The organism is Porticoccus sp. (assembly GCF_041592135.1).
In the GTDB taxonomy this organism is placed as follows: Bacteria; Pseudomonadota; Gammaproteobacteria; order Pseudomonadales; family Porticoccaceae; genus Porticoccus.
The window spans coordinates 1-25,612 of record NZ_JBFHQR010000004.1 but is presented as its reverse complement, the minus strand read 5'-3'; the positions used below and the strand labels follow the sequence as shown (position 1 = coordinate 25,612).

The window sequence follows — 25,612 nt, the reverse complement described above, 5'->3', positions numbered from 1 at the left end:
CAATGGCGGGCCGTTCAATCGCGCAGGCTGATGATTTCCCAGCCCCGCCGCTGTGCCTCTTCGCGCAGCTGCTCGCAGGGGTCCACCGCCACCGGGCGGTCGACAATCTCGAGCAGCGGCAGGTCGTTGATGGAATCGCTGTAGAAACAGCTGCCGGCGAGGCTTTGTCCGGTTTCCGCGAGCCAGGCGTTGAGTCGCACCACCTTGCCCTCCCTGTAACTGGGCACTCCGGCCACCTTGCCGGTATAGCGACCGTCGATCAGCTCGGGCTCTGTGGCGATCAGCACATCCGTGCCCAGCTTGTCGCTGATGGGCTCCACCACAAAGCGGGTGGTGGAGGTGATGACGATCAGCGTATCCCCCCGCTCGCGGTGTTGTTGCAGCAGTTGCGCGGCCCGGGGCAGCCACAGCGGGGCGATCACCTCCTCCATAAATAGCCTGTGGAGTCTTGCCAGCTCTTCCGCCGGCAGTTGCGCCAGGGGCTGCAGGGCAAACTCCAGGTAGGCATTCATGTCCAGCCGGCCGTTTTGGTAGTCCCGGTAGAACTGGTCATTCATCCGTTTGTAATAGGCCGGGTCTACCCTGTTTTGGGCGACGAGAAATTCCCCCCAGCCGTGATCGCTGTCGCCGGCAATCAGCGTATTGTCGAGGTCAAACAGGGCAAGGGCCATGGTGCAGATGTGACTCACAGGTTAAAAAGGCGCCCTAGCTTAACGAGAGAATGGACTGTCCTCAACCACGTATTTGATGTAAGTTTCTCCATTGGCATTATTATTAAATAAGAAGAAGTACAGGGGTTCGGTTGTGGTGGATCGAGAAGGGTTTCGCCCCAATGTGGGTATTGTGATCTCCGACGGCGCTGGCAAATTGCTGTGGGCCAAGCGGATCGGTCAGGACGCCTGGCAATTTCCCCAGGGCGGGATCAACCGCGGCGAAAAGCCCGAAGAGGCGTTATTTCGTGAACTCTATGAAGAAGTGGGCCTGGAGTCCGGCGATGTGGAGATGCTGGGTTGCACCCGCGGCTGGCTTCGCTACCGTTTGCCCAAGGCGATGCAGCGCAGGAACAGCAAGCCGCTGTGTGTGGGACAAAAACAGAAATGGTTTTTGCTGAAACTGGTCGGAGAGGAAAGCCGGATCCGCTTGAATCTCAATGTAAAACCGGAATTTGATCATTGGCAGTGGGTCAGTTACTGGTACCCGGTAAGCCAGGTGATTGATTTCAAGAGGGATGTGTACCGACGGGCGCTCAAGGAGCTGGCGCCATTGCAGTGTGAGATGGAGCGGCAGAATTGATGTTGGAATCACTCAGAACCATTGTGCAGGAGGTCAATGCCGCCAAGGACTTCGGCGAGGTCCTGCGGCTGATTGTTCATCTGGTCAAACAGGTGATGGACACCGGCATGTGCTCGGTTTACCTGTACAGCCCCGGCACCAACAGCTATGTACTGATGGCTACCGATGGCCTCAATCCCGACTCTGTGGGCAAGGTACACCTCTCCAGCCGGGAGGGCCTGGTCGGCCTGGTGGCTTCCCGTGCCGAGCCGATCAACCTCGAAGAGGCCGACGCCCACCCCAATTTTGCGTTTTTCCCGGAAACCGGCGAACAGCGTTTCCGCTCTTTCCTCGGCGCCCCCATTATCCACCATCGCAAAGTGCTGGGTGTACTGGTGGTGCAGGAGCACGAGCGACGCCGCTTCGACGAAAGCGAGGAGTCTTTCCTGGTTACTGTGTCGGCCCAGCTGGCGGGGGTGATTGCCCACGCCGACGCCACCGGCGAGCTGGATAGGCTGCTCAACCCGCTGCAGACCGCGGTTCACGAGCGCATCTACCCCGGGGTGGCCAGTGCCCCCGGGGTCGCCATTGGCACCGTGGTGGTGGTGGCGCCTTCTGCGGATCTCAATGCCGTGCCGGAGCGACGGGTGCTTGATACCGAGGCGGAATTGTGTCTGTTCCGCCAGGGGATGGAGCAAACCAAGCGGGATATTCGGGCGCTCGACGCCAGTATGGTCGGCAAGCTCAGCGATGAGGAGCGGGCGCTGTTTGATGTGTATGTGCGCATGCTCGACGATCACTCCATGGGCGGTGAAGTGGTTGACATGATCAAGGAGGGATTGTGTGCCCAGAGTGCCTGGGCGCAGGTGGTGCTGCGTCATATTCGCATGTTCAAGAGCATGAAAGATTCCTATCTGCGGGAGCGGGCCTCCGATGTGGAGGACCTGGGTCGCCGGGTGTTGGCCAATCTGCAACAGAGCGACACCGTGCGCACCGAGTTTCCCGAGCGCATGGTGATGATGGGCGAAGAGCTGTCGGCGGCTTCGTTTGCCGATGTGCCACTGGAGAAGGTCGCAGCTATTGTCTCCGTGAAGGGTTCGCGCAACTCGCATATGGCGATTCTTGGCCGAGCCATCGGCATTCCCACCGTGATGGGGGTCATGGATTTGCCCTGGGGACGCCTTGACGGCGAAGAAGTTATTGTCGACGGCCATACCGGGCAGGTGATTGTCTGTCCCCGGGAAGAGATGCGCCAAGCCTACATGCAGCAGATCTATGAAGAGAAGTTGCTGGCGGCGGATCTGGAAAAACTCACCGACGAGCCCTGTGTGACCGCCGATGGTCACCATCTGTCACTTTGGGTGAATACCGGCCTGCGGCTGGATTCGCAGCTGTCCCTGGATCGGGGCGCCGAAGGCGTCGGCTTGTATCGCACCGAAATTCCCTTCCTGATGCTGGATCGCTTCCCCTCCGAGGAGGAGCAGCGCAAGGCCTATCGGGAGCACCTGGAAATGTTCTCACCGCGCACCGTCACCATGCGCACCCTGGATATCGGCGGTGACAAGGATTTGCCCTACTTCCCCATTGAGGAAGCCAACCCGTTCCTGGGCTGGCGGGGTATCCGCATCTGCCTGGATCACCCGGAAATCTTCCTGGTGCAGTTGCGCGCCATGATGCGCGCCAGCGAGGGCTTGAACAACCTCAGCATCCTGCTGCCGATGATTTCCAACGTGCCCGAACTGGAAAGTGCCCTGCAGCTTATCTACCAGGTCTATGACGAGCTCACCGAGGAAGAGGGCTACCAGATCGAGATGCCCAATGTCGGGGCGATGATTGAGGTGCCGGCGGCGGTTTACCAGATTCGCGAGCTGGCCCGGCGGGTGGACTTCCTGTCCGTGGGGACCAATGACCTGACCCAGTACCTGCTGGCGGTGGATCGCAACAACCCCCGCGTCGCCGAGTTGTACCACGCCTGCCACCCCAGTGTATTGCGAGCCTTGGCTGCGATTGTCGAGGGGGCGCGAGGCGAGGACACGCCGGTCAGTGTCTGCGGCGAGATGGCGGGTGATCCCATCGGCGCGGTGCTGCTGATGGCGCTCGGCTTCCGGGTATTGTCCATGAGCGCCACCAACCTGCTCAAGGTCAAGGCCATCCTGCGGCAGGTCAGTCTGGCCGAGGCGGAACAACTGCTGGAAGAGGTCATGCTGATGCCCGATGCCGGTTCTGTCTGGAAGCATATGGAAAAAGCCTTGAAGAAGCCCGAGGTGGCGGGGCTGTTTCGCAGTAGCGGCGTTCATTGATGGTCGCGCTTGAGCGCAAATTCCCGGCGTTCTCCCAACGCACCCCCCGGCTGATAGTTTTGTTCCAACAGGCTGATGTCGCCGCGGTGGTTTTTCATCAACACCGTGGTGCAGCGAGTACCATAATCCGCTGAGCGGATAAAAGGCGGGGACAGCAAGCGTTCCAGCTCAATGCCCACCCCGGTGTCGGGCAGCAGTTCGTCGGCAAAGGGCTTTTCCCGCTGCAGCACGGCAAGCAGCGCCGCAGGCGTCGGCTGGGGTTTTTCAATCAACGCCTGCAGGCATTCACGGGCGTGCACCGCCTTTGGCCAGGGGCTGTCCAGCAGGTGGTTGGACAGGGAATAAATGCCCGCCGCAAGCTGTCGGGGGCGCGATTGCCGATTGGAACAATAGAGCAGCCGCTCATCTTCCCCCAGCAGCAGATTGAAAGCGCCGTAGGCTGAACCGCATTCCTGTACGGCCTGTCCATAGGGTTCGATGGCCATATCGCCCTGTAAAAATTGCCGGGTCAGCTCGCCCCGCGATCGCGGCGCTGAACTCGTCTCCCCCTCCCGGTAGTTGGTCACCGCGCTCCAGCGGCCGTCGCGGCGTACTCCGAGCCAGGTGCCCCCCGCTTGCAGGTCGCGCCCCCCCAGCACCGTCGGCGCATCTTCCCAGAAGTGCGCCGGGGAGGAGGGCCGCCGGTAGTATTCATCGCGGTTGGCCACCAGGATCAGCGGGAACAGGGGATGGCTTTGCCAAGCGAAGACGATCAGGCACATGGCGTTATTGTAGCCCACCAGTCGACAGGCTATGATCCCTGCAACCCGAACCGCAGCCAAAGTATTCCATGCTGAATTATCCCGCCATTGATCCCGTCGCCTTTGCGCTGGGTCCTCTCCAAGTTCACTGGTACGGACTGATGTACCTGTTCGGCTTCCTGGCGGCCTGGCGGCTGGCCCTGCGGCGCAGTGAGCGAGCCTGGTCGCCGGTGCGGCGCAAGCAGGTGGAGGACCTGGTGGTTTACTGTGCCTTCGGGGTGATTCTCGGCGGTCGTTTTGGCTATGTGCTGTTCTATAACCTGGACAAGTGGCTGTCCGATCCCCTGTGGTTATTCCGGGTCTGGGAGGGGGGAATGGCCTTCCACGGCGGTTTGCTCGGGGTGCTGGTAGCCCTGTGGTTATACAGCCGCCATATCCGCCAGCCCTTTCTCGCGCTGGGGGATTTCGTTGCCCCGATGGTGCCCATTGGCCTCGGCCTGGGACGGTTGGGCAACTTTATTGGCCAGGAGCTGTGGGGGCGCCCCACCGACGCCTGGGTGGGCATGGTGTTTCCCAGCGATCCGCAGCAGTTGCCGCGGCACCCCTCGCAGCTCTACGAAGCGGCATTGGAGGGATTGCTGTTGTTCGCCCTGTTGATGTTTTTTTCCCGCAAGCCGCGCCCGGCGGGCATGGTCGGCGGGCTGTTTTTGGCGCTCTATGCCAGCTTCCGTTTCCTGGTGGAATTTTTTCGCTCCCCGGACAACCATATCGGTTTCGACCTGTTCGGCTGGATGACCCGGGGCCAGTTGCTGTGCCTGCCGATGTTCGCGGTGGGTGCCGCGGTGATGCTCTGGGCCTGGTGGCGGGGGCGGGTGACCAGCGCTGCGCTCTGATGGCTGTTGAAGGATAGATCATGAAGCAATACCTCGACCTGATGCGACATATCCGCGACGGCGGTGTGCGCAAGGAAGATCGCACCGGCACCGGTACCTTCAGTGTGTTCGGTTACCAGATGCGCTTCGATCTGGCGGAGGGCTTTCCCCTGGTGACCACCAAGAAAATCCACCTGAAGTCGATTATTCACGAGCTGCTGTGGTTCATCCGCGGCGACACCAATATCCGCTATCTGGTAGAGAACGGCGTCAACATCTGGAACGACTGGCCGTTCCAGAGCTGGCTCAACCAGACCGGGCAGGCCGACGACTATCCCATCTACAGCCCGGCGTGGCGCGAGCAGATGAAGCTGTTTGTGGCGCGGCTCTGCGACGATGAGCGCTTTGCCGCTGAGTTCGGCGATTTGGGGCCGGTGTACGGCCGCCAGTGGCGTAACTTTGAAGGTGTCGACCAGCTGGCTCAGGTGGTGCAGGAGATCCGCAGCAACCCCGATTCCCGCCGCCTGATTGTCTCCGCCTGGAACCCCAAGGACATTCCGGTGATGGTCAAGTCCGGTCTGCCGCCGTGCCACAGCCTGTTCCAGTTTTACGTCACCGAGGGGCGGTTGTCCTGTCAGCTCTACCAGCGCAGTGCCGACGTGTTCCTGGGGGTGCCCTTCAATATTGCCTCCTACGCGTTGCTGACCCTGATGGTGGCCCAGGTCACCGGCCTGCAGCCGGGTGACTTCGTGCACACCTTTGGCGATGCCCATTTGTATTCCAACCATCTGGAGCAGGTGGCGCAGCAACTGGAGCGGACGCCGTTCCCGCTGCCGACCATGGCCATCAACCCGTCGGTGACGGATCTGTTCGCCTTCCGCTTCGAGGATTTCGACTTGCAGGGTTATCGGGCCCATCCCCACATACCCGCACCGGTGGCGGTGTAACGGCATGGCACAACTGACCCTGTCGCTGATCGTGGCCATGGCCCGTAACCGGGTGATCGGCCGCGACAACGGCCTGCCCTGGCACCTGCCGGAGGATCTCAAATACTTCAAATCGGTGACCATGGGCAAGCCGATCCTGATGGGGCGCAAGACCTTTGAGTCCATCGGTCGCCCCCTGCCGGGCCGGCTCAATATCGTGATTACCCGCAACCCGGAATGGCAGCACGAGGGTGTGGCGGTGGCCGCCTCCCTTGAGGATGCCCTGGTGCTGGCCGCCAACGACTCCGCCGCCGTTGCCGCCGGGGAGGTGATGGTGATCGGCGGGGAGCAAATTTATCGCAGCGCCATCGAAAAAGCGGATCGCCTCTATATCACCCGGGTGGATGCCGAAGTGGCGGGGGATGCCTTCTTCCCCGACTTCCAGGAGTCTGATTGGCGGGAAATCAAGCGCCAGCAGCCGGAGCAGTCGGGTGAAATACCCTATTGTTTCCAGGTGCTGGAACGCTGTAGCAACTGACTGTGCGAAAGCCTGTGTGATGGGAATGCCATTGATGAAAAAATTGATAGCCGGTGCCGCTGTGAGCGGAGTGGGCAAATTATTGACGCGAGCCTGGCCGTTGCTGGCGCTGATCGCGTTGCCGCTACAGGCCGCCGACGTGGACGCGTTGCTGCAGGCAGAAAAAGCCAAAACCGCCGCCGCCCAGGCCTCCCAGCAGCGGGTCGACAAGCTGGCGGACCAGGCGGACGAACTGTTCCAGTCCTTCAAGCAGGTCAACAAGCAGATCGAAGGGTTGCAGGTGTACAACGCCCAGCTGGACGCCCAGCTGGCCGACCAGCGCCAGACCCTCGCCGATTTGCAGGCCTCCATCGAGAACGCCACCCTGATGGAGCGCCAGCTCTCCCCGCTGACCCTGAAAATGATCGATGCCCTGGAACAGTTTGTCTCCCTGGACATGCCGTTTCTGCTGGGTGAGCGCCGCGAGCGCCTGGCGCGACTGCGGGCCAACCAGAGCCGCGCCGATCTGAGCAGTGCGGAAAAATTCCGCCAGGTGCTGGAGGCTTACCAGATCGAGAGCGAATACGGCACCCGCATCGACAGTTATGCCGATAGCGTCGAGCTCGACGGTGAGCCGCGGGAGGTCACCATTTTGCGGGTGGGGCGCATCGCGTTGCTCTACCAAACCGCCGACCAACAGGTCACCGCCGCCTGGGACAAGGGCAGCAACAGCTGGGTTGCACTCGACAGTGGCGACTACCGCCACGCCGTTGCCCAGGGCATTCGCATCGCCCGCAAACAGGCCGCGGTGGATCTGTTGCAGTTGCCGATTCCGGCACCGGAGGTGGCGCAATGAAGCCGTTGCTGTTGATACGGGTGTTGCTGTGTAGCACTCTACTGCTGCCGCTGGCGGCAGCGGTACAGGCGCAGGAACCACAACAGCCGCAGGCCGCCTCCCTGGATGAACTGTTGCAACTGGTCAAGGAAGCGCGGGTGGCGGAATCCCGCGAACAGGCGGCGCGGGAGGCCGAGTTCAAGCGGGACAAGGCGCAGCGGGCCAAGCTGCTGCAACAGGCCCAGGCGATTCGCGCTGCGGCGGAGCAACGCTCCGAGCAGCTGGAAAAAGCCTTTGCCGATAACGAGCGACAAATTGCCGCCCTGCAGGAGCAGTTGCAAAACCGACTCGGTTCCCTCAAGGAGATGTTTGGCCACCTCACCGCGGCGGCGGGAGATGCCCGCACCACCCTCAATCACTCCCTGGTCAGCGCCCAGTATCCGGGCCGCACGGCATTTCTCGATGAGCTGATCGAGCGCATGAGCGGCAATACCCGCCTGCCGTCGTTGAGCGAGATTGAGCGGCTCTGGTACGAAATTGAGCGCGAGATGATCGAGGGCGGCCGGGTGGCGAGTTTCCCGGCCACGGTGGTCAAGGCCGACGGTGAACAGGCCCGACAGCAGGTGGTGCGCGTCGGGGTGTTTAATTTGCTGTCGGATGGCGCCTATCTCAGCTATCGCCCGGAGAGCGGCACCCTGGCGGAACTGGCCAGGCAACCGGGCGGCGCCGTCACCAGGGCGGCCGGCCAGTTACAGGCCAGCAGTGAGGGCTTTACCCGCACCGCCATCGACCCCACCGGCCCCAGTGGCGGTGCACTTCTGGCGGCGCTGGTGGACAGCCCGAGCTGGCTGGAACGCTGGCATCAGGGCGGCTCAATCGGCTACCTGATCACGGCGGTGGGGCTGGCGGCGCTGCTGTTGGCCCTGTGGCGGCTGCTGGTGTTGGCCGGGGTCTCCCGCCGGGTGAATACCCAGCTGGCCAGCGACAGCCCCTCCGGGGATAACCCGCTGGGCCGGGTGCTGAAGATCGGCCAGGACAACCGTGCCATGGATGCGGAATCCCTGGAATTGAAACTGCACGAACAGGTGCTGAAGGAGCGACCGGCCATTGAGGCCGGTCTCAACCTGCTGAAAATCATTGCCATGGTGGCGCCGCTGATGGGGTTGTTGGGCACCGTGACCGGCATGATTGTCACCTTCCAGTCGATCACCCTGTTCGGCACCGGCGATCCCAAAACCATGGCCGGCGGTATTTCCGCGGCGCTGGTCACCACCGTGCTGGGACTCTGTGTGGCGATTCCCGTGGTGCTGCTGCACACCTTCGTCAACAGCCGTGCCCAGCGCGTGCTGCACATCCTCGAAGAGCAGACTGCCGGCATCGTCGCGGAACAGGCCGAGGCGCGCTGATGCTGGAGCCACTGCTGGGCATTGGCAAACTGATCAACGCCGGCGGGCCGGTGTTGCTGTTGATTGCCGCCCTGCTGTTGCTGATGTGGACCCTGATCTTTGAACGGCTGTGGTATTTCCGCAGCGGTTTGAAACAGGACCTGGAGCGGGCGCTGGCCCGTTGGGAGGCGCGCTCGGAACGCCATTCGGTGCGCGCCCACCAGATCCGCGAGGGGTTGATATCCAGCGTGGCGCTGAATATCAACCGCAACCTGTCGATGATCCGCACCCTGATTGCCATCGCCCCCTTGCTGGGGTTGCTGGGCACTGTGACCGGCATGATCGGCGTGTTTGAAGTGCTGTCCCTGAGTGGTGGCGGCGACGCCCGTTCGATGGCCGCCGGGGTTTCCCGGGCGACTATCCCCACCATGGCGGGCATGGTGGCCGCGCTGTCCGGCGTGTTTGCCAATATCTGGTTGCGCCGGGTGGCGGAGCGCGAGCAACAGTTGCTGGCGGACCACCTGACCATGGATCACTAGGCGGCATCGTGCGCGAACGAGTCTATCGACAGCCCGAACCACCCCAGGCCATCGACCTGACACCGATGCTGGATGTGGTGTTTATCCTGCTGATCTTTTTTATTGTCACCGCCACCTTTATTCGCGAGCCGGGTATTGACGTCGAGCGCCCCCCGGCGGTCACGGCCGAACAGCGCAGTCCCGCTATCCTGGTGGCGGTGGCCGCCGACAACGGTATCTGGATTGACGGTCGCCAGGTGACCCCGGACAGCCTGCGCCTGCACATCCTGCGCCTGCGCAACGAGAACCCCCGCGGCGGCCTGGTGATCCAGGCGGATCGCCAGGCCGAGTTGGCGGCCCTGTCCCGGGTGGCGGATGCGGCGCGGGCGGCGGGTATCGAGGATGTCGCCGTGTCCACCGGGGAGCGCTAGTCGATGTGGTTGCTCCGCTACACGGTGGCCGCGTCACTGGCGCTATTGGTGACCCTGGCGTTGCTGCTGGGCATGCAGGGGCTGATCAGCACTGTGGGCGATACCCCTGATGCGGAGCCGCGCGGCAAGCTCGCCGATATCTGGCAGCCCAGGCGCAGCATCGAAGAGCAGCGCAAAACCCCGAAACCGGATAAACCCGAAGCCCCGGAGCCCCCGCCGCCGTCGCCGCCGGATATACAGGTCAATGTGGCTGTGCCCGTCGCTGCGGTGAGCATGTCGCTGCCCTCGGTGGCCGGTCTGGAGATCGGTATGGGCGGCGCTTTCAGCCGGGATTCCGATTACATCCCGGTGTATGTGCCGCAGCCGGATTATCCGCCCCGGGCCTTGCGGCAGGGCCTGGACGGCTACGCAGTGGTGGAGGTCACCATCACCACCACCGGCAGTGTCCGGGACATCAAGCTGCTGGAGGAGTACCCCACCAACCGGGATTTCGGCAAATACGCCCTGCGAGCGGCGGAAAAGCTCAAGTACAAACCCCGGGTGGTCGACGGGGTGGCCGAGGAAGTGCCGGGGGTGCTGTATAAATTTTCCTTCCGGATAGCGCGCTGATGGCTGTGGGGCACGGCGGTTTGTGGCAATCGATACGCATGGCACTGCTGCTGTTACTGCTGGGGCAGGGGTCGCAGGTAGCGACTGCGGTCGCCGCGGAAGAGGCGTCGGCGGACAAGCAAAAATACGCCAAGGTGAAAACCCGCCAGCGCCAGGCGGTGGGGCAGGTCTGTGCCGCCAAGCTGGAAAATATCCAGGCGCTGTTACAGGCTGAGTCGTCGCCGCAGCCGGAGCGGCTCAAGCAACTGGTGACGACGTTGCGCGCCCTGCCCGACAGCGGCTGCAGCAGCAGCTCTGAAAAATCCCAGGTCTACAATCTGCTCGGTTACAGCTACTACTCCCTGGAACAGTATGCCCTCGCCATCGACAGCTATCTGGCGATGATCGCCGAGCCCGATGTGGACGAGCGCCAGAAAACCGCCACCCGCTACACCGTTGCCCAGCTCTATTTCATGGGGGAGGACTATGACCAGGCCGCCCGGCAACTGGAGTTGTGGCAGGCGGAAGCCACCGTGGTGAGCGGCGACGGCCGGGTGCTGCTGGCCCAGGCGTACTATCAGCTGAATCGCAAAAGCGAGTCCCTGAAGCTGGTCAATGCCGTGGTCGATGAAACCCTGACTGCCGGCAGACTGCCGAAAGAGGGTTGGTGGTCGCTGCAGCGAGTGCTCTATTACGAGCGGCAGGATTATCCCAGGGTGGTGGCCATTCTGAAGCAGTTGCTCAGCCACTATCCCCGCCCCGGTTACTGGCAGCAGCTCGGCGGACTCTATGGCCAGCTGGAGCGCCGCGGCGACCAGTTGGCGGTGACGGATCTGCAGCGTTTGCAGAAACAGTTGAGCAGCGAACGGCAGTGGTTGTCCCTCGCCTATCTCTACCTGGGTGAGGAGGTGCCATTCCGGGCGGCCCGGGTGCTGGAGCAGGGCATGGCCGCGGGAGAGGTCGAGGCCAGCGCCAAAAACCTGGAAACCCTGGGCAGTGCCTGGTTGCAGGCCCGGGAAACCCGGCGCGCGCTGCCGGTGTTGCAGCGGGCGGCCAATCTGTCGGACAGCGGCGCGATCGCCGCGCGGCTGGCCTCGGCCTATCTGGATGTGGATGACAACAGCGCCGCGGTGCGGGAAGCGCGCAGCGCCCTGCGCAAGGGCGGCCTGTCGCGACCGGGCTTGACCCAGCTGACCCTGGGGGCGGCGCTGGTCAACCTGCAGTGCTATCGGCAGGCGGAACCGGTGTTCCGGCAGGCGGCCGAGGACGAGAAGCTGCGCAATAGCGCCGAGCAGTGGCTGCGCTATGTGCGCGGCGAGGGTGCGCGGCGGGAAAAGTTGCTCGAGAGCGGTGCCGATCTGGCGGGCTGCCAGTTGGGATAACCGGGCCGTTCCGGTAGATATAAAAAAACCGGCCCTTGTGGCCGGTTTTTTTATATGGCGAAGTCGCGTAGCGACAGAACACCACGGGTTTACCCGTGGATGAATGCCATCTGCAAATCTCATTACGTAGTTTTGAGATTTGCTTCGACCCGCAGAGGGTCGAAGCACCATAGAACCCCGGCTTTAGCCGGGGGAATCTATACACGAGCACACCGTTATTTCAGCTGCTCCAGATCCCTCACCGCACCGCGGTCGGCGCTGGTGGCCAGCAGTGCGTAGGCCTTGAGGGCGGCGGAGACGCGGCGCGGACGTTTCTCCTTGGGATGCCAGCCGAGTTTGTCCTGTGCAATGCGACGCTTTTCCAGCTCCCCATCGCTCAATGCCACATCGATACGGCGGGCGGGGATATCGATTTCGATGATGTCCCCCTGTCTGATCAGTCCGATGGCGCCGCCGGCGGCGGCTTCCGGTGACACGTGGCCGATGGACAGCCCGGAGGTGCCGCCGGAGAAGCGGCCGTCGGTGATCAGCGCACAGGCTTTGCCCAGTCCCTTGGATTTCAGGTAGCTGGTGGGGTAGAGCATTTCCTGCATGCCGGGTCCGCCGCGGGGTCCTTCGTAGCGAATCACCACCACATCGCCGGCCTTGACCCGGTCGTTGAGGATGTCGTCCACCGCCTGGTCCTGGCTCTCGCAGATGTGGGCGGGGCCGGAAAATTTGTGCACCGACTCATCGACACCGGAGGTTTTCACCACGCAGCCGTTTTGGGCGATATTGCCGTACAGCACCGCCAGACCGCCTTCGAGGCTGAAGGCGTGTTCCAGATTGCGAATACAACCGTTTTCCCGATCCGCATCCAGTGAGCTCCAGCGGGTGGCCTGGCTGAAAGCGGTCTGGGTGGGGATGCCGGCCGGGCCGGCCTTGAAGAAGGTGGCGGTGGCTTCATCGCTGTTGCGCATGATGTCCCACTGGGCCAATGCATCCGCCAAAGTGGCCGCGTGGACAGTGGGCACATCGGTGTGCAGCAGCCCGGCACGATCCAGCTCGCCGAGGATGCCGAATACGCCGCCGGCGCGGTGCACATCCTCGATATGGTATTTCGGCGTGTTGGGCGCCACCTTGCACAGCTGCGGTACCTTGCGGGACAGGCGGTCGATGTCGGCCATGGTGAAGTCCACATCCGCCTCCTGGGCGGCGGCCAGCAGGTGCAGGATGGTATTGGTGGAGCCGCCCATGGCGATATCCATGGTCATGGCGTTTTCAAAGGCCTCAAAGCTGGCCACGGAGCGCGGCAATACCGCTAGGTTGTCCTGTTCGTAATATTCCTTGGCCATGCTGACAATTCGGTGTCCTGCCTCTTCAAACAGGCGGCGACGGTCGGCGTGGGTGGCCAGGGTGGTGCCGTTGCCGGGCAGGGACAGCCCCATTGCTTCGGTCAAACAGTTCATGGAATTGGCGGTGAACATGCCGGAACAGGACCCGCAGGTGGGGCAGGCGGAACGCTCGTACTCCTCGGTTTTCTCATCGGAGGCATGGGGGTCGGCGGCGATGACCATGGCGTCCACCAAGTCCAGCTTGTGCTCAGATAGTTTGGTCTTGCCCGCTTCCATGGGGCCGCCGGAAACGAAGATGGCGGGAATGTTCAGCCGCAGCGCGGCCATCAGCATGCCGGGGGTGATTTTGTCACAGTTGGAAATGCACACCAATGCGTCGGCGCAGTGGGCGTTGACCATATACTCCACGGAGTCGGCGATGATGTCCCGGGAGGGCAGCGAGTAGAGCATGCCGTCGTGGCCCATGGCGATGCCGTCGTCCACGGCGATGGTGTTGAACTCGCGGCCGATACCGCCGGCCTTGGCCACTTCCTCGGCCACCAGCTGGCCCATGTCTTTCAGGTGCACGTGCCCCGGCACAAACTGGGTAAAGGAGTTGGCAATGGCGATAATCGGCTTGTTGAAGTCGTCATCGGTCATGCCGGTGGCCCGCCACAGGGCGCGCGCACCGGCCATGTTTCTGCCTTTGGTGGTGGTGTGTGAACGATATTTGGGCATTTCTGTTCCTGCTGTCCTTCAATAACCAAGGCCGCAAGGATAGCAGAGAGTGCGGTGGTGAATCAGCAGTTAGGGCAGATTCTTGCAGAATATCCGCGACTTGCGCTGGAAGTTGTAGAGGGATTTGCGCTCCGTGGGCAGGTCATCGAGGCTTGCGTCCGCAAAGCCCTTCTCCCTGAACCAGTCGCTGGCATGGGTGGTCAGCACAAACAGCTGCTTGATGCCTTTCTGGCTCGCCTGAATTTCGAGCTGGGCTAACAGCCGCGTGGCAAAGCCGCGGTTCTGGAAATCCGGGTGGGTGGCGACGCAGGCCAGCTCGGCGGAGGTGCCGTCGCTGAACGGGTACAGGGCGGCGCAGCCGACCAGGGTGCCCTCGGCGTGTTGCATGATGGTAAAGCGGGTAATTTCTGTTTCCAGCAGTTCCCGGGAGCGCTTCACCAGCACGCCCTGGCGCTCCAGCGGTTCGATCAGCTCCAGCAGGCCGCCGACATCGTCGATGGTGGCTTGGCGCAGAACCTCCTTGCCGTTTTTCAGAATCAGGGTGCCGCTGCCCTCGCGGGTAAACAGTTCGGTCAACAGGGCGCCGTTGTCCGCGTGGCTGATGATGTGGCTGCGCAGTACGCCGTTTTCGCAGGCCTGGTAACAGGCCATCAGGTCCCGCTGCACGGAAATGTTATTGCCGAGCAGATTGAGGCACTGGGGCACTTCGTTCAGCGACAGCATCTTGATCAGGTTGCCCTCGACATCATTGATGCCATTTTCGGCGCTGAACATGATCAGTTTTTCGGCCCCCAGGCTGACGGCGGCCTGGGTGGCGATATCCTCATAGTTGAGGTTAAACGCCTCGCCGGTGGGGGAGTAGCCGATGGGGGACAGCAGCACCAGGGCGCCGTCATCCAGTTGCTTCTGGATGGCTTTCTGGTCGATGCGCCGCACCTCGCCGGTGTGGTGGAAATCCACACCGTCCCGCACCCCCAGAGGTTTGGCGGTGATCAGGTTGCCGCCAAACACCCGGATGCGGGCGCCGTGCATGGGCGAGTTGATCGCGCCGGTGGAGAGTTTGGCCTCGATGGAAATCCGGGCACTGCCCACCGCATCCTTGACGCAGGCCATGGTGGCGCTGTCGGTGATGCGGGTCTGTTGGTCGAAGCGGGGGGGGATGGCGCAGCTGACCAACCGTTCCTCAATCTGCGGCCGGGCGCCATGCACCAGCACCAGTTTGATGCCAAGGCTGTGCAACAGGGCGATATCGTGGACGATGTTGGTGAAATTGCCATGGGCAATTCCCTCGCCGCTGAGGGCGAGGACGAAGGTTTTCCCCCGGTGCGCATTGATATAGGGGGAGGTATCGCGCAGGAACTTCACATAGTCGGACACGGCATCAGCCTGAATTATTGGCGCCTGGTTACCCTATTGGGGTAAGCGTGGCTGGCAACGCATTATAAACAACAGCGGCCAATCAGTTGTATCAGAAAATCGACGGTGGGTTGAATCCGCTCCAGTGCCAGGTATTCATCCGGCTGGTGGGCCTGCTCGACACTGCCCGGTCCCAGGATCACCACATCCATGCCCAGATCCTTGAGATAGGGCGCCTCGGTGGCAAAGGATACCGCCTCGCAGCTGTGGCGGGTCAGGGACTCACAGATCTTCACCATGCTGGAGTGTTCTGCCGTGGCAAAGGCGGGTACGCAATAGTGATCGATGCTGATGACAACCCCATCCCGCTCCTGAAACGGCAGGATGCGCTCACGAATGCGCTGCTGGAGTGCGACCATGTCCATGCCCGGCAGCGGTCGGATCTCGAAGCCCAGTTCGCACTGGCCACAGATGCGGTTGGGGTTGTTGCCGCCGTGGATACAGCCCAGGTTCAGGGTGGGGTAGGACACGCTGAAGGCCGGGTGGTGGTAGTTGTCGCGCAGTTCGTCGCGCAGGGACAACAGCTCGCCGAGGGCGCTGTGCATGGTTTCCATGGCGTTGCGCCCCAGGCCGGGGTCGCTGGAGTGGCCGGAATGGCCCTCGATGACCAGTTTCTCCACCATGATGCCCTTGTGCATGTTGATCGGTTTCATGCCGGTGGGTTCGCCGATCAGCGCGTAACGGGCTCGCGGTCGGCCCGCGGCGGCCAGCATCTGCGCCCCCGCCATGGAGGATTCCTCATCGGCGGTGGCGAGGATGATCAGCGGTTGTTTCAGCGGCCGCTGGGCAAACTGCCGGGCGGCTTCGATCGCCAGCGGGAAAAACCCTTTCATGTCGCAGGTGCCGAGACCGTACAGGCGGTGATCCTTTTCCTGCAGCTTGAACGGGTCGTGGTGCCACTGGCTTTCGTCGCAGGGGACCGTGTCGGTGTGCCCCGCCAGCACCAGCCCGCCGGGGCCGCTGCCGAGGGTGGCGATCAGGTTGGCCTTGCGCGGATCGGCCAGCGGCATCACTTCGGTGGCGAAGCCCAGATCCGCCAGCCAGTTGGCCAGCAGCTCGATAACGGCGCGGTTGCCCTGGTCGATGGCGGGGTTGACACTGCTGATGGAATTGGCTGCGATCAGCCGTTGAAGCATGGGAATCAGTTGCATGTTTCGAGTGTAAGGGGCGCCGATGAAAAAGCAATAACAAACCGGCAAGCCGCTGTCGGGCTTCCGGGTACGGGGGGTGAAAGTGTCCGGTTATTTGAGCGAGAAGGCCTGTCGCATATATTGGTTGGACATCGCGTCGATCCCGGACCGCCCGGAGAGAATGTCTTTGGTATAGGCCGCGGCGGCATGTTGGGCCGCTTCTTTCGATTCAAAGGGGCCGATCATATTGGCTTTTTCCCGCACCGCGAAATACCACTTGCCATTGAGGCATTCCAACCGCTCGGAACGGAAATGCACCGTCTCTTTTTCACCGTGCCGGGTAGACATGGTAAAGCCTCCTCAAAGCCAGGTTGTTGGTTGTGTGACACTGAAAGAGTAGTTCAGGAAATGGCCCGTTGGGATGCCATTGGTCGGCCGCCAGGCGGTAATGGGCGTTGCGAGGCGCGCGCCGTAGATCGCCGGAGTTGCTGCGGCGGCGGTTGACCATTGTCGCATCCGGGCAGAGCCTTCATACTCAAAAGATGTGGATACAAGCGGATCGGGTGAATAGGTATGTCTGAGAGTGAGGTGGCGGAGCGCCAACTGGATTTGGGCAACGCGCTCAATGACCTGGTGGCGGACGGATTATTGTCCCAGCAGGATGCCAATGCCATTGCCGGCGGCCAGCGCAGCCGCGAACAGTCCCTGCTGCACCCGCTGGTCTATATAGCCGGTCAGCGACCGCAAAATCAGGCTGAACCCGGCAAGCAGATTGCTCTCGAGGACTTGATCCGCTGGATGGGGGCGCGCGCCGGACTGGAGGTGGCCCACATCGATCCCTTGAAAATCAATGTCACGGCGGTGACCGGGGTGATGTCATTTCAGTTCGCCCGCCGCCACAACATCCTCTGTATTGAGGCCGACGGCGATGAACTGGTGATTGCCACATCCCAGCCATTTGTCACCGCCTGGCTGGCGGACCTCAAGCAGACCACCCGCAAGCCGATCCGGCGGGTGGTGGTCAACCCTGTGGATCTCGGCAAATACACCCTGGAATTCTATTCCCTGGCCAAATCGGTGTTTGGCGCCAAGGGCATCGCCGGCAACAAGAGTGCCGGGGTGGCCAACTTTGAGCAGTTGTTGCAGATCGGCGCGCTGAAAGACCCCGATGCCCAGGATCAGCACATCATCAACATTGTCGACTGGCTGTTGCAATACGCCTTTGACCAGCGGGCCAGCGACATCCACCTGGAGCCGCGGCGGGAGAAGGGCAAAATCCGCTTCCGTATCGACGGGGTGCTGCACCAGGTCTATGAGCTGCCGGATGCGGTGATGACGGCGGTGACCAGCAGGCTGAAGATTCTCGGTCGCATGAATGTGGCGGAGAAGCGTCGCCCCCAGGATGGACGGGTGAAAACCGTGACCCCGGAAGGCAACGAGGTGGAGCTGCGCTTGTCCACCCTGCCCACCGCCTTTGGCGAAAAACTGGTGATGCGGATTTTTGACCCCGATGTGCTGCTGCGGGGTTTCAGTGACCTGGGTTTGAGTGGCGACGATCTGAAGCGCTGGCGGGAGATGACCGGCCGGCCCCACGGCATCGTGCTGGTCACCGGACCCACCGGCTCCGGTAAAACCACCACCCTCTATTCCACCCTCAAGGAACTGGCTACCGAGGACGTCAATGTCAGCACCATCGAAGACCCGATCGAGATGGTGGAGGACAGTTTCAACCAGAGTCAGGTGCAGCCGAAGATCGAGTTTGATTTCGCGGCGGGTATCCGCACGCTGATGCGACAGGACCCGGACATCATCATGGTCGGCGAGATTCGCGACCTGCAAACCGCCGAGATGGCCATTCAGGCGGCGCTTACCGGCCACCTGGTGTTGTCGACCCTGCACACCAACGATGCGCCCACCGCCATCACGCGGCTGCTGGACCTGGGGGTGCCCGCCCATCTGATCAAGGTGACCCTCAACGGTGTCATGGCCCAGCGGCTGGTGCGAACCCTCTGTCCCCATTGCAAGGAGGCCGCGCCGGTCGCCGCCGCGGACTGGGAATCGCTGGTGAAGCCCTGGAAAGTGAAATCCCCGGCGCAGCTCTATCGCCCGGTCGGTTGCCTGGAGTGCCGCAATACCGGCTATCTGGGGCGGCAGGGCATTTATGAAATTCTCCCGGTTACCGACACCATCCAGCCATTGATCACGGCGGATACCGACACCTCGGCGCTGCGTTTGCAGGCGATGAAGGAGGGTATGCGCACCCTGCGCCTCAGCGGTGCCCAGAAGGTGGGGGCCGGTACCACCTCGGTGGCGGAGGTGTTGCGGGTGGCGCCCGCGTCGGGCAAATAACAACGCATGCAGCGCGAATAGATCAACTAAAACCAAAAAGCGGCAGCCGCGATGCCGCAGTACACCGAGAAAACCACATGAACAAGCGCCCTTTGCCGGCAGCGCTGCTGGAACAATGGCAGCAGCGACGCAGCCAGTTTGAGAGTCGGGCATCCGCAGAACAGGCCCAATGGTTGGCTGCAACCCTTGGGAACAAGGCTTTTGCCGAGGAGATAGCCCGTGCCTGGGGGGGCAGCGAATTTGTTGCCACCACCTGTATTGGTCAGCCGGAGATGTTCCGCCAGTTGGTGACCTGCGGAGATCTTCATGCCCGTTATGCCCCGGGCCGCCATGCAGAGCTGCTCGCTCAGCAGCTGTCCGCGGCCGGTGATGATGAGCAGTTTTTGCGGCTGCTGCGCCACTTTCGCAACCGGGAAATGGTGCGCATTGTCTGGCGCGACCTGACCCGGGCCGCCGATCTCGAGCAAACCACCGGAGATATGACCGCGCTGGCGGAGGCCGTGCTGCAAGGCGCCCTGGATTTCCTGTACCCCCGCGCCTGTGAGGATTGGGGCACGCCCTTCGATGCCGCAGGCAATCCCCAGCAGCTGGTGATTCTCGGCATGGGCAAGCTGGGCGCCTGGGAGCTCAATGTTTCCTCCGACATCGACCTGATTTTTGCCTATCCGGAGGCGGGTGAAACCCGTGGTGGCAAGCGCAGCCTCAGCAACCAGGAATTCTTTATCCGCCTGGGCCAGCGGCTGATCAAGGCGCTGGATGCCCGCACCGCCGACGGTTTTGTGTTCCGGGTGGATATGCGCCTGCGTCCCTACGGCCAGAGCGGCGCGCTGGTGCTCAACTTCGACGCCATGGAGGAGTACTACCAGACCCAGGGGCGCGACTGGGAGCGCTACGCCATGATCAAGGCGCGGGTGGTGGCCGGCGATCAGCGGGCGGGCGCCCAACTGATGGCGCTGTTGCGCCCCTTTACCTACCGCAAGTACATCGATTTCAGCGCCTTTGAATCCCTGCGCAGCATGAAGGCCATGATCAATCGGGAGGTCCAGCGCAAGGGGCTGTCCGGGGATGTGAAGCGCGGTGCCGGCGGCATTCGCGAAGTGGAGTTTATCGCCCAGGCCTTCCAGATTATTCGCGGCGGACGGGACAACCGCTTTCAGACGCCCCCCTTGAAAGAGGTGCTGCCGTTGCTCGCCGAGGAGGGACTGCTGCCGACTGAGCAGGTGCGGCAACTCTACGAGGGCTATACCTTTCTGCGCAATGTCGAGCACGTCTTGCAGGGCTGGCAGGACAAACAGACCCAGCTGCTCCCCGCAGACGACGCGGGGCAGCAGCGGGTGGCGGCATTGATGGACTTTGCCGACTGGACGTCCTTCCTGGATTGTCTCGATCGCTATCGGCACGCTATTCACAACCTGTTTGAAAATGTGGTCGCCGCAGAACATCGCGTGACGGACGCCTCACCGGAGACCGCGGCCTACCAGTCCGCCTGTGGGCTGTGGTTGAGTGCGGACCCCGAGGGGCAAATGCCGGAAGCGCTCGCTGCGCTGGGTTACGATCAGCCCGCCGAGGCGGTTGGCCTGATTGTCGGCTTGCGCGATAGCCGGGCGGTGCTGGCCATGGCCAGCGACACGCGGGGACGTCTCGACCGCTTGATGCCGCAATTGATCCAGTCCTGTGGCGAAGTCCCCAATGCGCTGGAAACACTGGGGCGCATCCTGAAATTGGTGGAAGCGGTGGCGCGCCGCAGTGCCTACCTGGTGTTGTTGCGGGAAAACCCCGCAGCGCTGAAAACCATGATCCAGCTGTTTTCAGACAGTTCCTGGGTGGCGGATCAACTGGTTCGCTTTCCGGCCCTGCTGGACGAATTGCTGGACAGTCGTACCCTGCTGTCACTGCCCGACCGGGCGACCCTGTCCGACGAGCTGCGCCAGCAGTTGCTGCGCATCCCCGGTGAGGATCTGGAGGCGCAGATGGAGGTGCTGCGCTATTTTCAGCGCTCCCACGGCCTGCGGATCGCGGCCTGTGAGCTGGAGGAAATCCTGCCGCTGATGAAGGTGAGTGATTATCTCACCTGGTTGGCGGAGGCGATCCTCGGCCATGTGCTGGAGATGGCCTGGCAGCAACTGGCTGAACGGCACGGTCAGCCGAAGACCGCCGACGGCAAAACGGCGGGCTTCCTGATCGTCGGTTACGGCAAGCTCGGCGGTCTGGAGTTGGGCCATGGTTCCGATCTGGATCTGGTGTTTCTTCACAATGCCGATCCGGCCAAACCCACCGACGGTGACAAGCCGGTGGACAGCGCCTCTTTCTTTGCCCGGCTGGGGCAGCGCATCATTCATATCCTCACCGCGCGGCTGCCCTCCGGGGACCTCTACGAGGTGGATATGCGCCTGCGGCCCTCCGGCAATTCCGGCATGCTGGTCTCTTCACTGGCCGCCTTTGAGAAATACCAGATGGGCGAGGCCTGGATCTGGGAGCACCAGGCGTTGGTCCGGGCGCGGCCCATTGCCGGATCGGACGTGCTGGCAGAGCAGTTTGCCGCGATTCGCGAACGGGTGCTGTGCCGTGAGCGCCACCGCAACGAGTTGCAAGCGGCGGTAATCGAGATGCGCGAAAAAATGAAAAAGCATCTGGGCAGCGGGATGGCCGGGGCTGGCGCGCAACTATTCAATTTAAAGCAGGATGCCGGAGGTATCGTTGACATTGAATTTATGGTTCAATTTGCGGTCTTGGCCTGGTCCCACGAAATCCCCGGTTTAACCCGCTGGAGCGACAATATCCGTATCCTCGAGTCCCTCGAGGAGAGCGGGGTTATGACCACCGATGACGCTCAATGCCTGATCAGTGCCTATAAAAAATATCGTTCCGCGGGACACCGCTTGCAGCTACAGCAGGCACCCGGTGTGGTCGACGGGACGGAATTTGCCGTTGAGCGGCAACAGGTCAAGGCAGTCTGGCAAAGGCTGCTGGGATAGAGTTTGAATACCTTGTCGGGGCATGACCCGGCAGATTTTTATCTTCAGGAGAGGTTCCATGTCATTTGCAGATCGCGATGGCTATATCTGGTTTGACGGCGAGATGGTGCCCTGGCGCGAGGCCAAGGTTCATGTGTTGACCCACACGTTGCACTACGGCATGGGTGTGTTCGAGGGCGTGCGCGCCTATGAGACGCCCGATCGCGGTGCCGCCATTTTCCGGTTGCAGGATCACACCGACCGGCTGTTTCGCTCTGCCAAGATCATGGGCATGAAAATGCCCTACAGCAAGGAGCAGCTGAATGCAGCCCAGAAGCAGGTGGTGATCGAGAATGACCTGCACGAGGCGTACCTGCGGCCGATGGCCTTTCTCGGTTCCGAAGGCATGGGATTGCGCGCTGATACCTTGCAGACCCACGTGATTGTGGCGGCCTGGAACTGGCCGTCCTATATGAGCCCCGAGTCCCTGGAAAAAGGCATTCGTATCCGCACCTCCTCCTACACCCGCCACCATGTGAACATTGCCATGACCAAGGCCAAGGCCAACGGCAACTACATCAATTCCATGCTGGCACTGCGCGAGGCGCTGGATTGCGGCTGCGATGAAGCGCTGCTGCTGGACCCCGAGGGTTATGTTGCCGAAGGCAGCGGTGAAAACATCTTTGTGGTGCGGGACGGTGTGCTCTATACCCCGGAACTGACCTCCTGCCTGGATGGCATCACCCGCAAGACCGTGATGCAAATGGCCGCCGAGGCCGGTTATAAAGTGGTGGAAAAACGCATCACCCGCGACGAAGTGTACGTGGCGGATGAGGCCTTCTTCACCGGCACGGCGGCGGAAGTGCTGCCGATTCGTGAGCTGGATAGCCGCAGCATCGGCACTGGTGTCCGGGGTCCTGTCACCGAGCAAATGCAGTCCCAGTACTTTGATCTGGTGCGCGGCCGCCTGGATGCGCACGCCGAATGGCTGGCTCCGGTGGGACAATAATCCCCGGCCTGCCGGGAAGCCACATGTCAATGGGTAAAAAAATCCTCATCATCGGTCCCTCCTGGGTGGGGGACATGGTGATGGCCCAGTCCCTGTTTATCCTGCTCAAACAACAAGATCCGGACAATCAGATCGATGTGTTGGCGCCGGCCTGGAGTCGCCCGCTGCTGGCGCGTATGCCCCAGGTGCGCCAGGCCGTCGACATGCCGGTGGGCCACGGCAGCCTGATGTGGTCGGCGCGCCGCCAGATCGGCCGGGCGCTGAAGGCCGAGGGTTACGATCAGGCTATCCTGTTGCCCAATTCCTTCAAATCGGCACTGATTCCCCTGTTTGCCGGTATCCCTGTGCGCACTGGCTGGAAGGGCGAGTTTCGCTACGGCCTGGTCAATGACATCCGCTTGTTGGACGAAGCGCGCTATCCCTTGATGGTGCAGCGCTTTGATGCCCTGGCCTACCCTGCGGGTGCGCCGCTGCCGGAAAAACTGCCGGTGCCGGATCTGCACGCGGAGGCGGCGCGGGTGCCGCAGTTGCGGGCGCAGTTCGGCCTGGACGGCACTCAGAAAATCCTGGCACTTTGTCCCGGTGCTGAATTCGGGCCCGCCAAGCGTTGGCCGGAGCGCCACTATGCCGCGGTCGCCGCACACAAGCTGGCCCAGGGCTGGCAGGTATGGTTGCTGGGGTCTGAAAAAGACCGGGCTGTCGCGGAGAATATCATCGCGGCGTTGCCACAGGCGCAGCGCCAGCGCTGCCACAATCTGGCCGGCGTCACCAAACTGGAAGACGCCATTGACTTGCTGTCCGTCTGCGATGCGGTGGTCAGCAATGACTCCGGGCTAATGCATATCTCCGCCGCCCTCAACCGGCCTCTGGTGGTGGTGTATGGGTCTACCTCGCCCGGGTTTACGCCGCCACTCAATGAGCAGGTGGCGATACTTTCCATTCCAGTGGATTGCGGTCCCTGCTTCCAGCGGGAGTGCCCGCTAGGTCATATGAAGTGTCTCAACGATCTGTTGCCGGAGCAGGTGATCAGCGCCTTGGAGAAACTGGTTCCCGGCCATGAGCAGGCTGTCCTCTGATGCCGCGAGTGCTGGTGGTTAAAACCTCCTCCCTCGGGGATGTGATTCATACCCTGCCGGCCCTGACCGATGCCATGGAGGCAATTCCCGCTATCCGCTTTGACTGGGTGGTGGAACAGGCGTTTGCCGAAGTGCCGGCCTGGCACCCGGCGGTGGAGCGGGTGATCCCGGTGGCGGTGCGGCGCTGGCGCAAGCATCCCCTGCAGGCCTGGCGCAGCGGCGAGTGGCGGGCGTTCAAGCAACAGATCGGTCAATATGACTACGACGCGGTGATCGATGCCCAGGGGTTGCTGAAAAGCGCCTGGCTGACCCGCTATGCCCGTGGACCCCGCTACGGCCTGGACAAACACTCTGCCCGGGAGCCGCTGGCGGCCCGTTTTTATCAACATCCCTTGGCCGTGGGCAAGGGCCAGCCCGCCGTGGAGCGCACCCGGCAACTGTTTGCGGCGGCGCTGGGTTATCCGCTGGCGGAGCGGCAGGGGCGATACGCGCTCGCCTTCAATGCCGAGCGGCAGCGCACCGTGGTGTTGCTGCACGGCACCACCTGGGCCTCGAAACACTGGCCGGAATCTTCCTGGCAGGGGCTGGCGCAACGGCTGTGCGATGCCGGTTACCGGCCTCTGTTGCCCTGGGGCGACGAAGCTGAGCGGCTGCGGGCCGAGCGCATAGCGGCTGCCGGCGCTGCCGAAGTGCTGCCGCGCCTGTCCCTGACGGAGCTGGCGCAATTGCTGGCCAGTTCCGCGGGCTGTGTCGCGGTGGACACCGGCCTGGGGCACCTGGCCGCCGCGGTGGATACGCCCACTATTGCCCTGTTTGGCCCTACCAATGCGGCCTTGACCGGCTTTTACGGGCGCAACCAGCGCTATTTGCAGTCCGGCTTTCACTGCTCCCCCTGCATGGCGCGGGAGTGCCGCTACCAGCTGGAGCCCGGGGCGTCACCGCCCTGTTTCGACGAGTTGTCCCCCGCACGGGTTTTCGAGGCGTTGACCGGCCTGCTGGCGGACCTCGAGGGCGCAGGGGGTAGACCGTCGTGAAGCTGGCCTTCTGTCTGTATAAATACTTTCCCTATGGGGGATTGCAGCGGGATTTCCTGCGTATTGCCCGGGAGTGTGTGGATCGCGGCCATCAGGTGACCGCCTATACCCTGCGCTGGGAGGGCGAGCGGCCGGACTGGCTGGAGGTGGTGGTGGTGCCGGTGAAAGCCGCTGGCGGCCCGGCCAAATATCGCAAGTACTCCAAGTGGTTATCGAGACAGCTGCAGCAGTTTCCGGTAGCGGCGGTGGTGGGCTTCAACAAAATGCCCGGACTGGATATTTACTACTGCGCCGATCCCTGTTTTGAGTACAAATCCCGCCACCTGAGGCCCTGGTGGTATCGCCTGACACCGCGCTTTCGACACTTTTCCCGCTATGAACGGGCGGTGTTTAACCCCGGTCAGCCGGTGGAAATCCTGATGATCTCGCCGGTACAGCAGGCGCTGTTCGAGTGTTACTACGGCACGGAACGCCATCGCATGACGCTGTTGCCGCCGGGCATCAGCCGGGACCGCCGCGCACCGGGCAATGCCGCAGAGATCCGCGCGGCCTTCCGCCGGGAATTTGAGCTGGCCGACGATGACCTGCTGTTGTTGCAGATCGGTTCTGGATTTCGCACCAAGGGGCTGGATCGTTCATTGCTGGGCTTGGCGGCGCTGCCCGAGCCATTGCGCCGGCGCAACCGATTGTTTGTGATTGGCCAGGATGATGCCGCGGCGTATCAGGCCCAGGCCGAAAGCCTGGGCATAGGCCAACAGGTGCGATTCTTTGCCGGCCGTGACGATGTGCCGCGCTTCCTGCAGGGGGCGGACCTGTTGATTCACCCG

23 protein-coding genes are annotated in these 25,612 nt (G+C 62.3%); 17 read left to right on the top strand and 6 right to left on the bottom strand.

Translation table 11 applies throughout. The features are described 5' to 3' along the window. Nucleotides 1-14: 14 nt before the first annotated feature. Nucleotides 15-689, bottom strand: coding sequence for a histidinol-phosphatase (locus tag ABY948_RS00895; protein ID WP_461480614.1), 675 nt, complete (start codon nt 687-689; stop codon nt 15-17). Between the two features lie 115 nt (nt 690-804). On the opposite strand from ABY948_RS00895, the gene ABY948_RS00890 reads away from it, so the two are divergent. Then, nucleotides 805-1,293, top strand: coding sequence for an RNA pyrophosphohydrolase (locus ABY948_RS00890; protein WP_461480613.1), 489 nt, complete (start codon nt 805-807; stop codon nt 1,291-1,293). Next, nucleotides 1,293-3,572 carry a phosphoenolpyruvate--protein phosphotransferase gene (gene ptsP / locus ABY948_RS00885; protein WP_461480612.1) on the top strand — a complete coding sequence of 760 codons (2,280 nt, stop codon included), beginning with the start codon at nt 1,293-1,295 and terminating at the stop codon, nt 3,570-3,572. The genes ABY948_RS00890 and ptsP overlap by 1 nt, the downstream gene beginning before the upstream one ends. On the opposite strand, the gene ABY948_RS00880 is transcribed toward ptsP, so the two are convergent. Beyond that, entirely contained in the window at nt 3,566-4,351 is a 786-nt protein-coding gene (locus tag ABY948_RS00880; protein ID WP_461480611.1) for an NRDE family protein, read from the bottom strand. The two genes, ptsP and ABY948_RS00880, sit on opposite strands and share 7 nt — an antisense overlap. Before the next feature lie 50 nt (nt 4,352-4,401). On the opposite strand from ABY948_RS00880, the gene lgt reads away from it, so the two are divergent. The 9 genes from lgt to ABY948_RS00835 are packed head-to-tail and all read left to right on the top strand — an operon-like array spanning nt 4,402 to nt 11,766. Beyond that, nucleotides 4,402-5,205 (top strand): prolipoprotein diacylglyceryl transferase, encoded by an 804-nt coding sequence (lgt, locus tag ABY948_RS00875; protein ID WP_461480610.1) that lies wholly within the window; start codon nt 4,402-4,404, stop codon nt 5,203-5,205. A gap of 20 nt (nt 5,206-5,225) precedes the next feature. Next, nucleotides 5,226-6,131, top strand: a complete 906-nt coding sequence (thyA, locus tag ABY948_RS00870) for a thymidylate synthase (protein ID WP_461480609.1) — start codon at nt 5,226-5,228, stop codon at nt 6,129-6,131. A gap of 4 nt (nt 6,132-6,135) precedes the next feature. Next, entirely contained in the window at nt 6,136-6,648 is a 513-nt protein-coding gene (folA, locus tag ABY948_RS00865; protein WP_461480608.1) for a type 3 dihydrofolate reductase, read from the top strand. Between the two features lie 34 nt (nt 6,649-6,682). Further along, complete coding sequence (locus ABY948_RS00860) at nt 6,683-7,483, top strand: DUF3450 domain-containing protein (protein ID WP_461480607.1); 801 nt, start codon at nt 6,683-6,685, stop codon at nt 7,481-7,483. Further along, nucleotides 7,480-8,868, top strand: coding sequence for a MotA/TolQ/ExbB proton channel family protein (locus ABY948_RS00855; protein ID WP_461480606.1), 1,389 nt, complete (start codon nt 7,480-7,482; stop codon nt 8,866-8,868). Before ABY948_RS00860 ends, ABY948_RS00855 begins: the two co-directional genes overlap by 4 nt. Beyond that, nucleotides 8,868-9,386 carry a MotA/TolQ/ExbB proton channel family protein gene (locus ABY948_RS00850; RefSeq protein ID WP_461480605.1) on the top strand — a complete coding sequence of 173 codons (519 nt, stop codon included), beginning with the start codon at nt 8,868-8,870 and terminating at the stop codon, nt 9,384-9,386. The genes ABY948_RS00855 and ABY948_RS00850 overlap by 1 nt, the downstream gene beginning before the upstream one ends. A gap of 8 nt (nt 9,387-9,394) precedes the next feature. Next, nucleotides 9,395-9,796 (top strand): ExbD/TolR family protein, encoded by a 402-nt coding sequence (locus tag ABY948_RS00845; RefSeq protein ID WP_461480604.1) that lies wholly within the window; start codon nt 9,395-9,397, stop codon nt 9,794-9,796. A 3-nt stretch (nt 9,797-9,799) separates the two neighbouring features. After that, the gene (locus ABY948_RS00840) at nt 9,800-10,405 is read left to right on the top strand and encodes an energy transducer TonB (protein WP_461480603.1); all 606 of its coding nucleotides are present in this window, start codon (nt 9,800-9,802) and stop codon (nt 10,403-10,405) included. Further along, nucleotides 10,405-11,766 (top strand): tetratricopeptide repeat protein, encoded by a 1,362-nt coding sequence (locus ABY948_RS00835; protein ID WP_461480602.1) that lies wholly within the window; start codon nt 10,405-10,407, stop codon nt 11,764-11,766. Before ABY948_RS00840 ends, ABY948_RS00835 begins: the two co-directional genes overlap by 1 nt. Before the next feature lie 215 nt (nt 11,767-11,981). Here the strand turns inward: ABY948_RS00835 and ilvD are convergent, their stop codons facing one another. The 4 genes from ilvD to ABY948_RS00815 all read right to left on the bottom strand — a co-directional run bounded on the left by ilvD (nt 11,982) and on the right by ABY948_RS00815 (nt 16,711). Then, on the bottom strand, nt 11,982-13,817 hold the full coding sequence (ilvD, locus tag ABY948_RS00830) for a dihydroxy-acid dehydratase (RefSeq protein WP_461480601.1): 1,836 nt from the start codon (nt 13,815-13,817) through the stop codon (nt 11,982-11,984). Between the two features lie 69 nt (nt 13,818-13,886). Further along, a complete protein-coding gene (gene argA / locus ABY948_RS00825; protein WP_461480600.1) occupies nt 13,887-15,194 on the bottom strand; it encodes an amino-acid N-acetyltransferase in 1,308 nt (435 codons plus the stop codon). Between the two features lie 62 nt (nt 15,195-15,256). Continuing rightward, nucleotides 15,257-16,384 carry an acetylornithine deacetylase gene (argE, locus tag ABY948_RS00820; protein WP_461480599.1) on the bottom strand — a complete coding sequence of 376 codons (1,128 nt, stop codon included), beginning with the start codon at nt 16,382-16,384 and terminating at the stop codon, nt 15,257-15,259. 90 nt (nt 16,385-16,474) lie between these two features. Beyond that, entirely contained in the window at nt 16,475-16,711 is a 237-nt protein-coding gene (locus ABY948_RS00815; protein WP_461480598.1) for a DUF6316 family protein, read from the bottom strand. Nucleotides 16,712-16,936: 225 nt separating this feature from the next. Here ABY948_RS00815 and ABY948_RS00810 point away from each other — a divergent pair, with 225 nt between their 5' ends. The 6 genes from ABY948_RS00810 to ABY948_RS00785 form a co-directional block, all read left to right on the top strand. Continuing rightward, the gene (locus ABY948_RS00810; protein WP_461480597.1) at nt 16,937-18,712 is read left to right on the top strand and encodes a GspE/PulE family protein; all 1,776 of its coding nucleotides are present in this window, start codon (nt 16,937-16,939) and stop codon (nt 18,710-18,712) included. Between the two features lie 77 nt (nt 18,713-18,789). Beyond that, nucleotides 18,790-21,687 (top strand): bifunctional [glutamate--ammonia ligase]-adenylyl-L-tyrosine phosphorylase/[glutamate--ammonia-ligase] adenylyltransferase, encoded by a 2,898-nt coding sequence (gene glnE, locus ABY948_RS00805; RefSeq protein ID WP_461480596.1) that lies wholly within the window; start codon nt 18,790-18,792, stop codon nt 21,685-21,687. Between the two features lie 58 nt (nt 21,688-21,745). Next, entirely contained in the window at nt 21,746-22,675 is a 930-nt protein-coding gene (locus tag ABY948_RS00800) for a branched-chain amino acid transaminase (protein ID WP_461480595.1), read from the top strand. Between the two features lie 23 nt (nt 22,676-22,698). After that, nucleotides 22,699-23,751: a lipopolysaccharide heptosyltransferase II gene (waaF, locus tag ABY948_RS00795; RefSeq protein ID WP_461480594.1), complete on the top strand. Its 1,053-nt coding sequence runs from the start codon at nt 22,699-22,701 to the stop codon at nt 23,749-23,751. Further along, nucleotides 23,751-24,785 carry a lipopolysaccharide heptosyltransferase I gene (waaC, locus tag ABY948_RS00790; protein ID WP_461480593.1) on the top strand — a complete coding sequence of 345 codons (1,035 nt, stop codon included), beginning with the start codon at nt 23,751-23,753 and terminating at the stop codon, nt 24,783-24,785. The genes waaF and waaC overlap by 1 nt, the downstream gene beginning before the upstream one ends. Beyond that, the coding region (locus ABY948_RS00785; RefSeq protein ID WP_461480592.1) for a glycosyltransferase at nt 24,782-25,612 on the top strand (831 nt) is incomplete at its 3' end. The genes waaC and ABY948_RS00785, both read left to right, overlap by 4 nt.

Coding starts and splice junctions, on each gene's coding strand:
- ABY948_RS00860 (WP_461480607.1), top strand. CDS start 6,683: ATGAAAAAATTGATAGCCGGTGCCGCTGTGAGCGGAGTGGGCAAATTA.
- ABY948_RS00835 (WP_461480602.1), top strand. CDS start 10,405: ATGGCTGTGGGGCACGGCGGTTTGTGGCAATCGATACGCATGGCACTG.
- ilvD (WP_461480601.1), bottom strand. CDS start 13,817: ATGCCCAAATATCGTTCACACACCACCACCAAAGGCAGAAACATGGCC.
- ABY948_RS00810 (WP_461480597.1), top strand. CDS start 16,937: ATGTCTGAGAGTGAGGTGGCGGAGCGCCAACTGGATTTGGGCAACGCG.
- waaC (WP_461480593.1), top strand. CDS start 23,751: ATGCCGCGAGTGCTGGTGGTTAAAACCTCCTCCCTCGGGGATGTGATT.
- lgt (WP_461480610.1), top strand. CDS start 4,402: ATGCTGAATTATCCCGCCATTGATCCCGTCGCCTTTGCGCTGGGTCCT.
- argE (WP_461480599.1), bottom strand. CDS start 16,384: ATGCAACTGATTCCCATGCTTCAACGGCTGATCGCAGCCAATTCCATC.
- ABY948_RS00815 (WP_461480598.1), bottom strand. CDS start 16,711: ATGTCTACCCGGCACGGTGAAAAAGAGACGGTGCATTTCCGTTCCGAG.
- ABY948_RS00850 (WP_461480605.1), top strand. CDS start 8,868: ATGCTGGAGCCACTGCTGGGCATTGGCAAACTGATCAACGCCGGCGGG.
- ptsP (WP_461480612.1), top strand. CDS start 1,293: ATGTTGGAATCACTCAGAACCATTGTGCAGGAGGTCAATGCCGCCAAG.
- ABY948_RS00840 (WP_461480603.1), top strand. CDS start 9,800: ATGTGGTTGCTCCGCTACACGGTGGCCGCGTCACTGGCGCTATTGGTG.
- thyA (WP_461480609.1), top strand. CDS start 5,226: ATGAAGCAATACCTCGACCTGATGCGACATATCCGCGACGGCGGTGTG.
- ABY948_RS00855 (WP_461480606.1), top strand. CDS start 7,480: ATGAAGCCGTTGCTGTTGATACGGGTGTTGCTGTGTAGCACTCTACTG.
- waaF (WP_461480594.1), top strand. CDS start 22,699: ATGTCAATGGGTAAAAAAATCCTCATCATCGGTCCCTCCTGGGTGGGG.
- ABY948_RS00800 (WP_461480595.1), top strand. CDS start 21,746: ATGTCATTTGCAGATCGCGATGGCTATATCTGGTTTGACGGCGAGATG.
- folA (WP_461480608.1), top strand. CDS start 6,136: ATGGCACAACTGACCCTGTCGCTGATCGTGGCCATGGCCCGTAACCGG.
- glnE (WP_461480596.1), top strand. CDS start 18,790: ATGAACAAGCGCCCTTTGCCGGCAGCGCTGCTGGAACAATGGCAGCAG.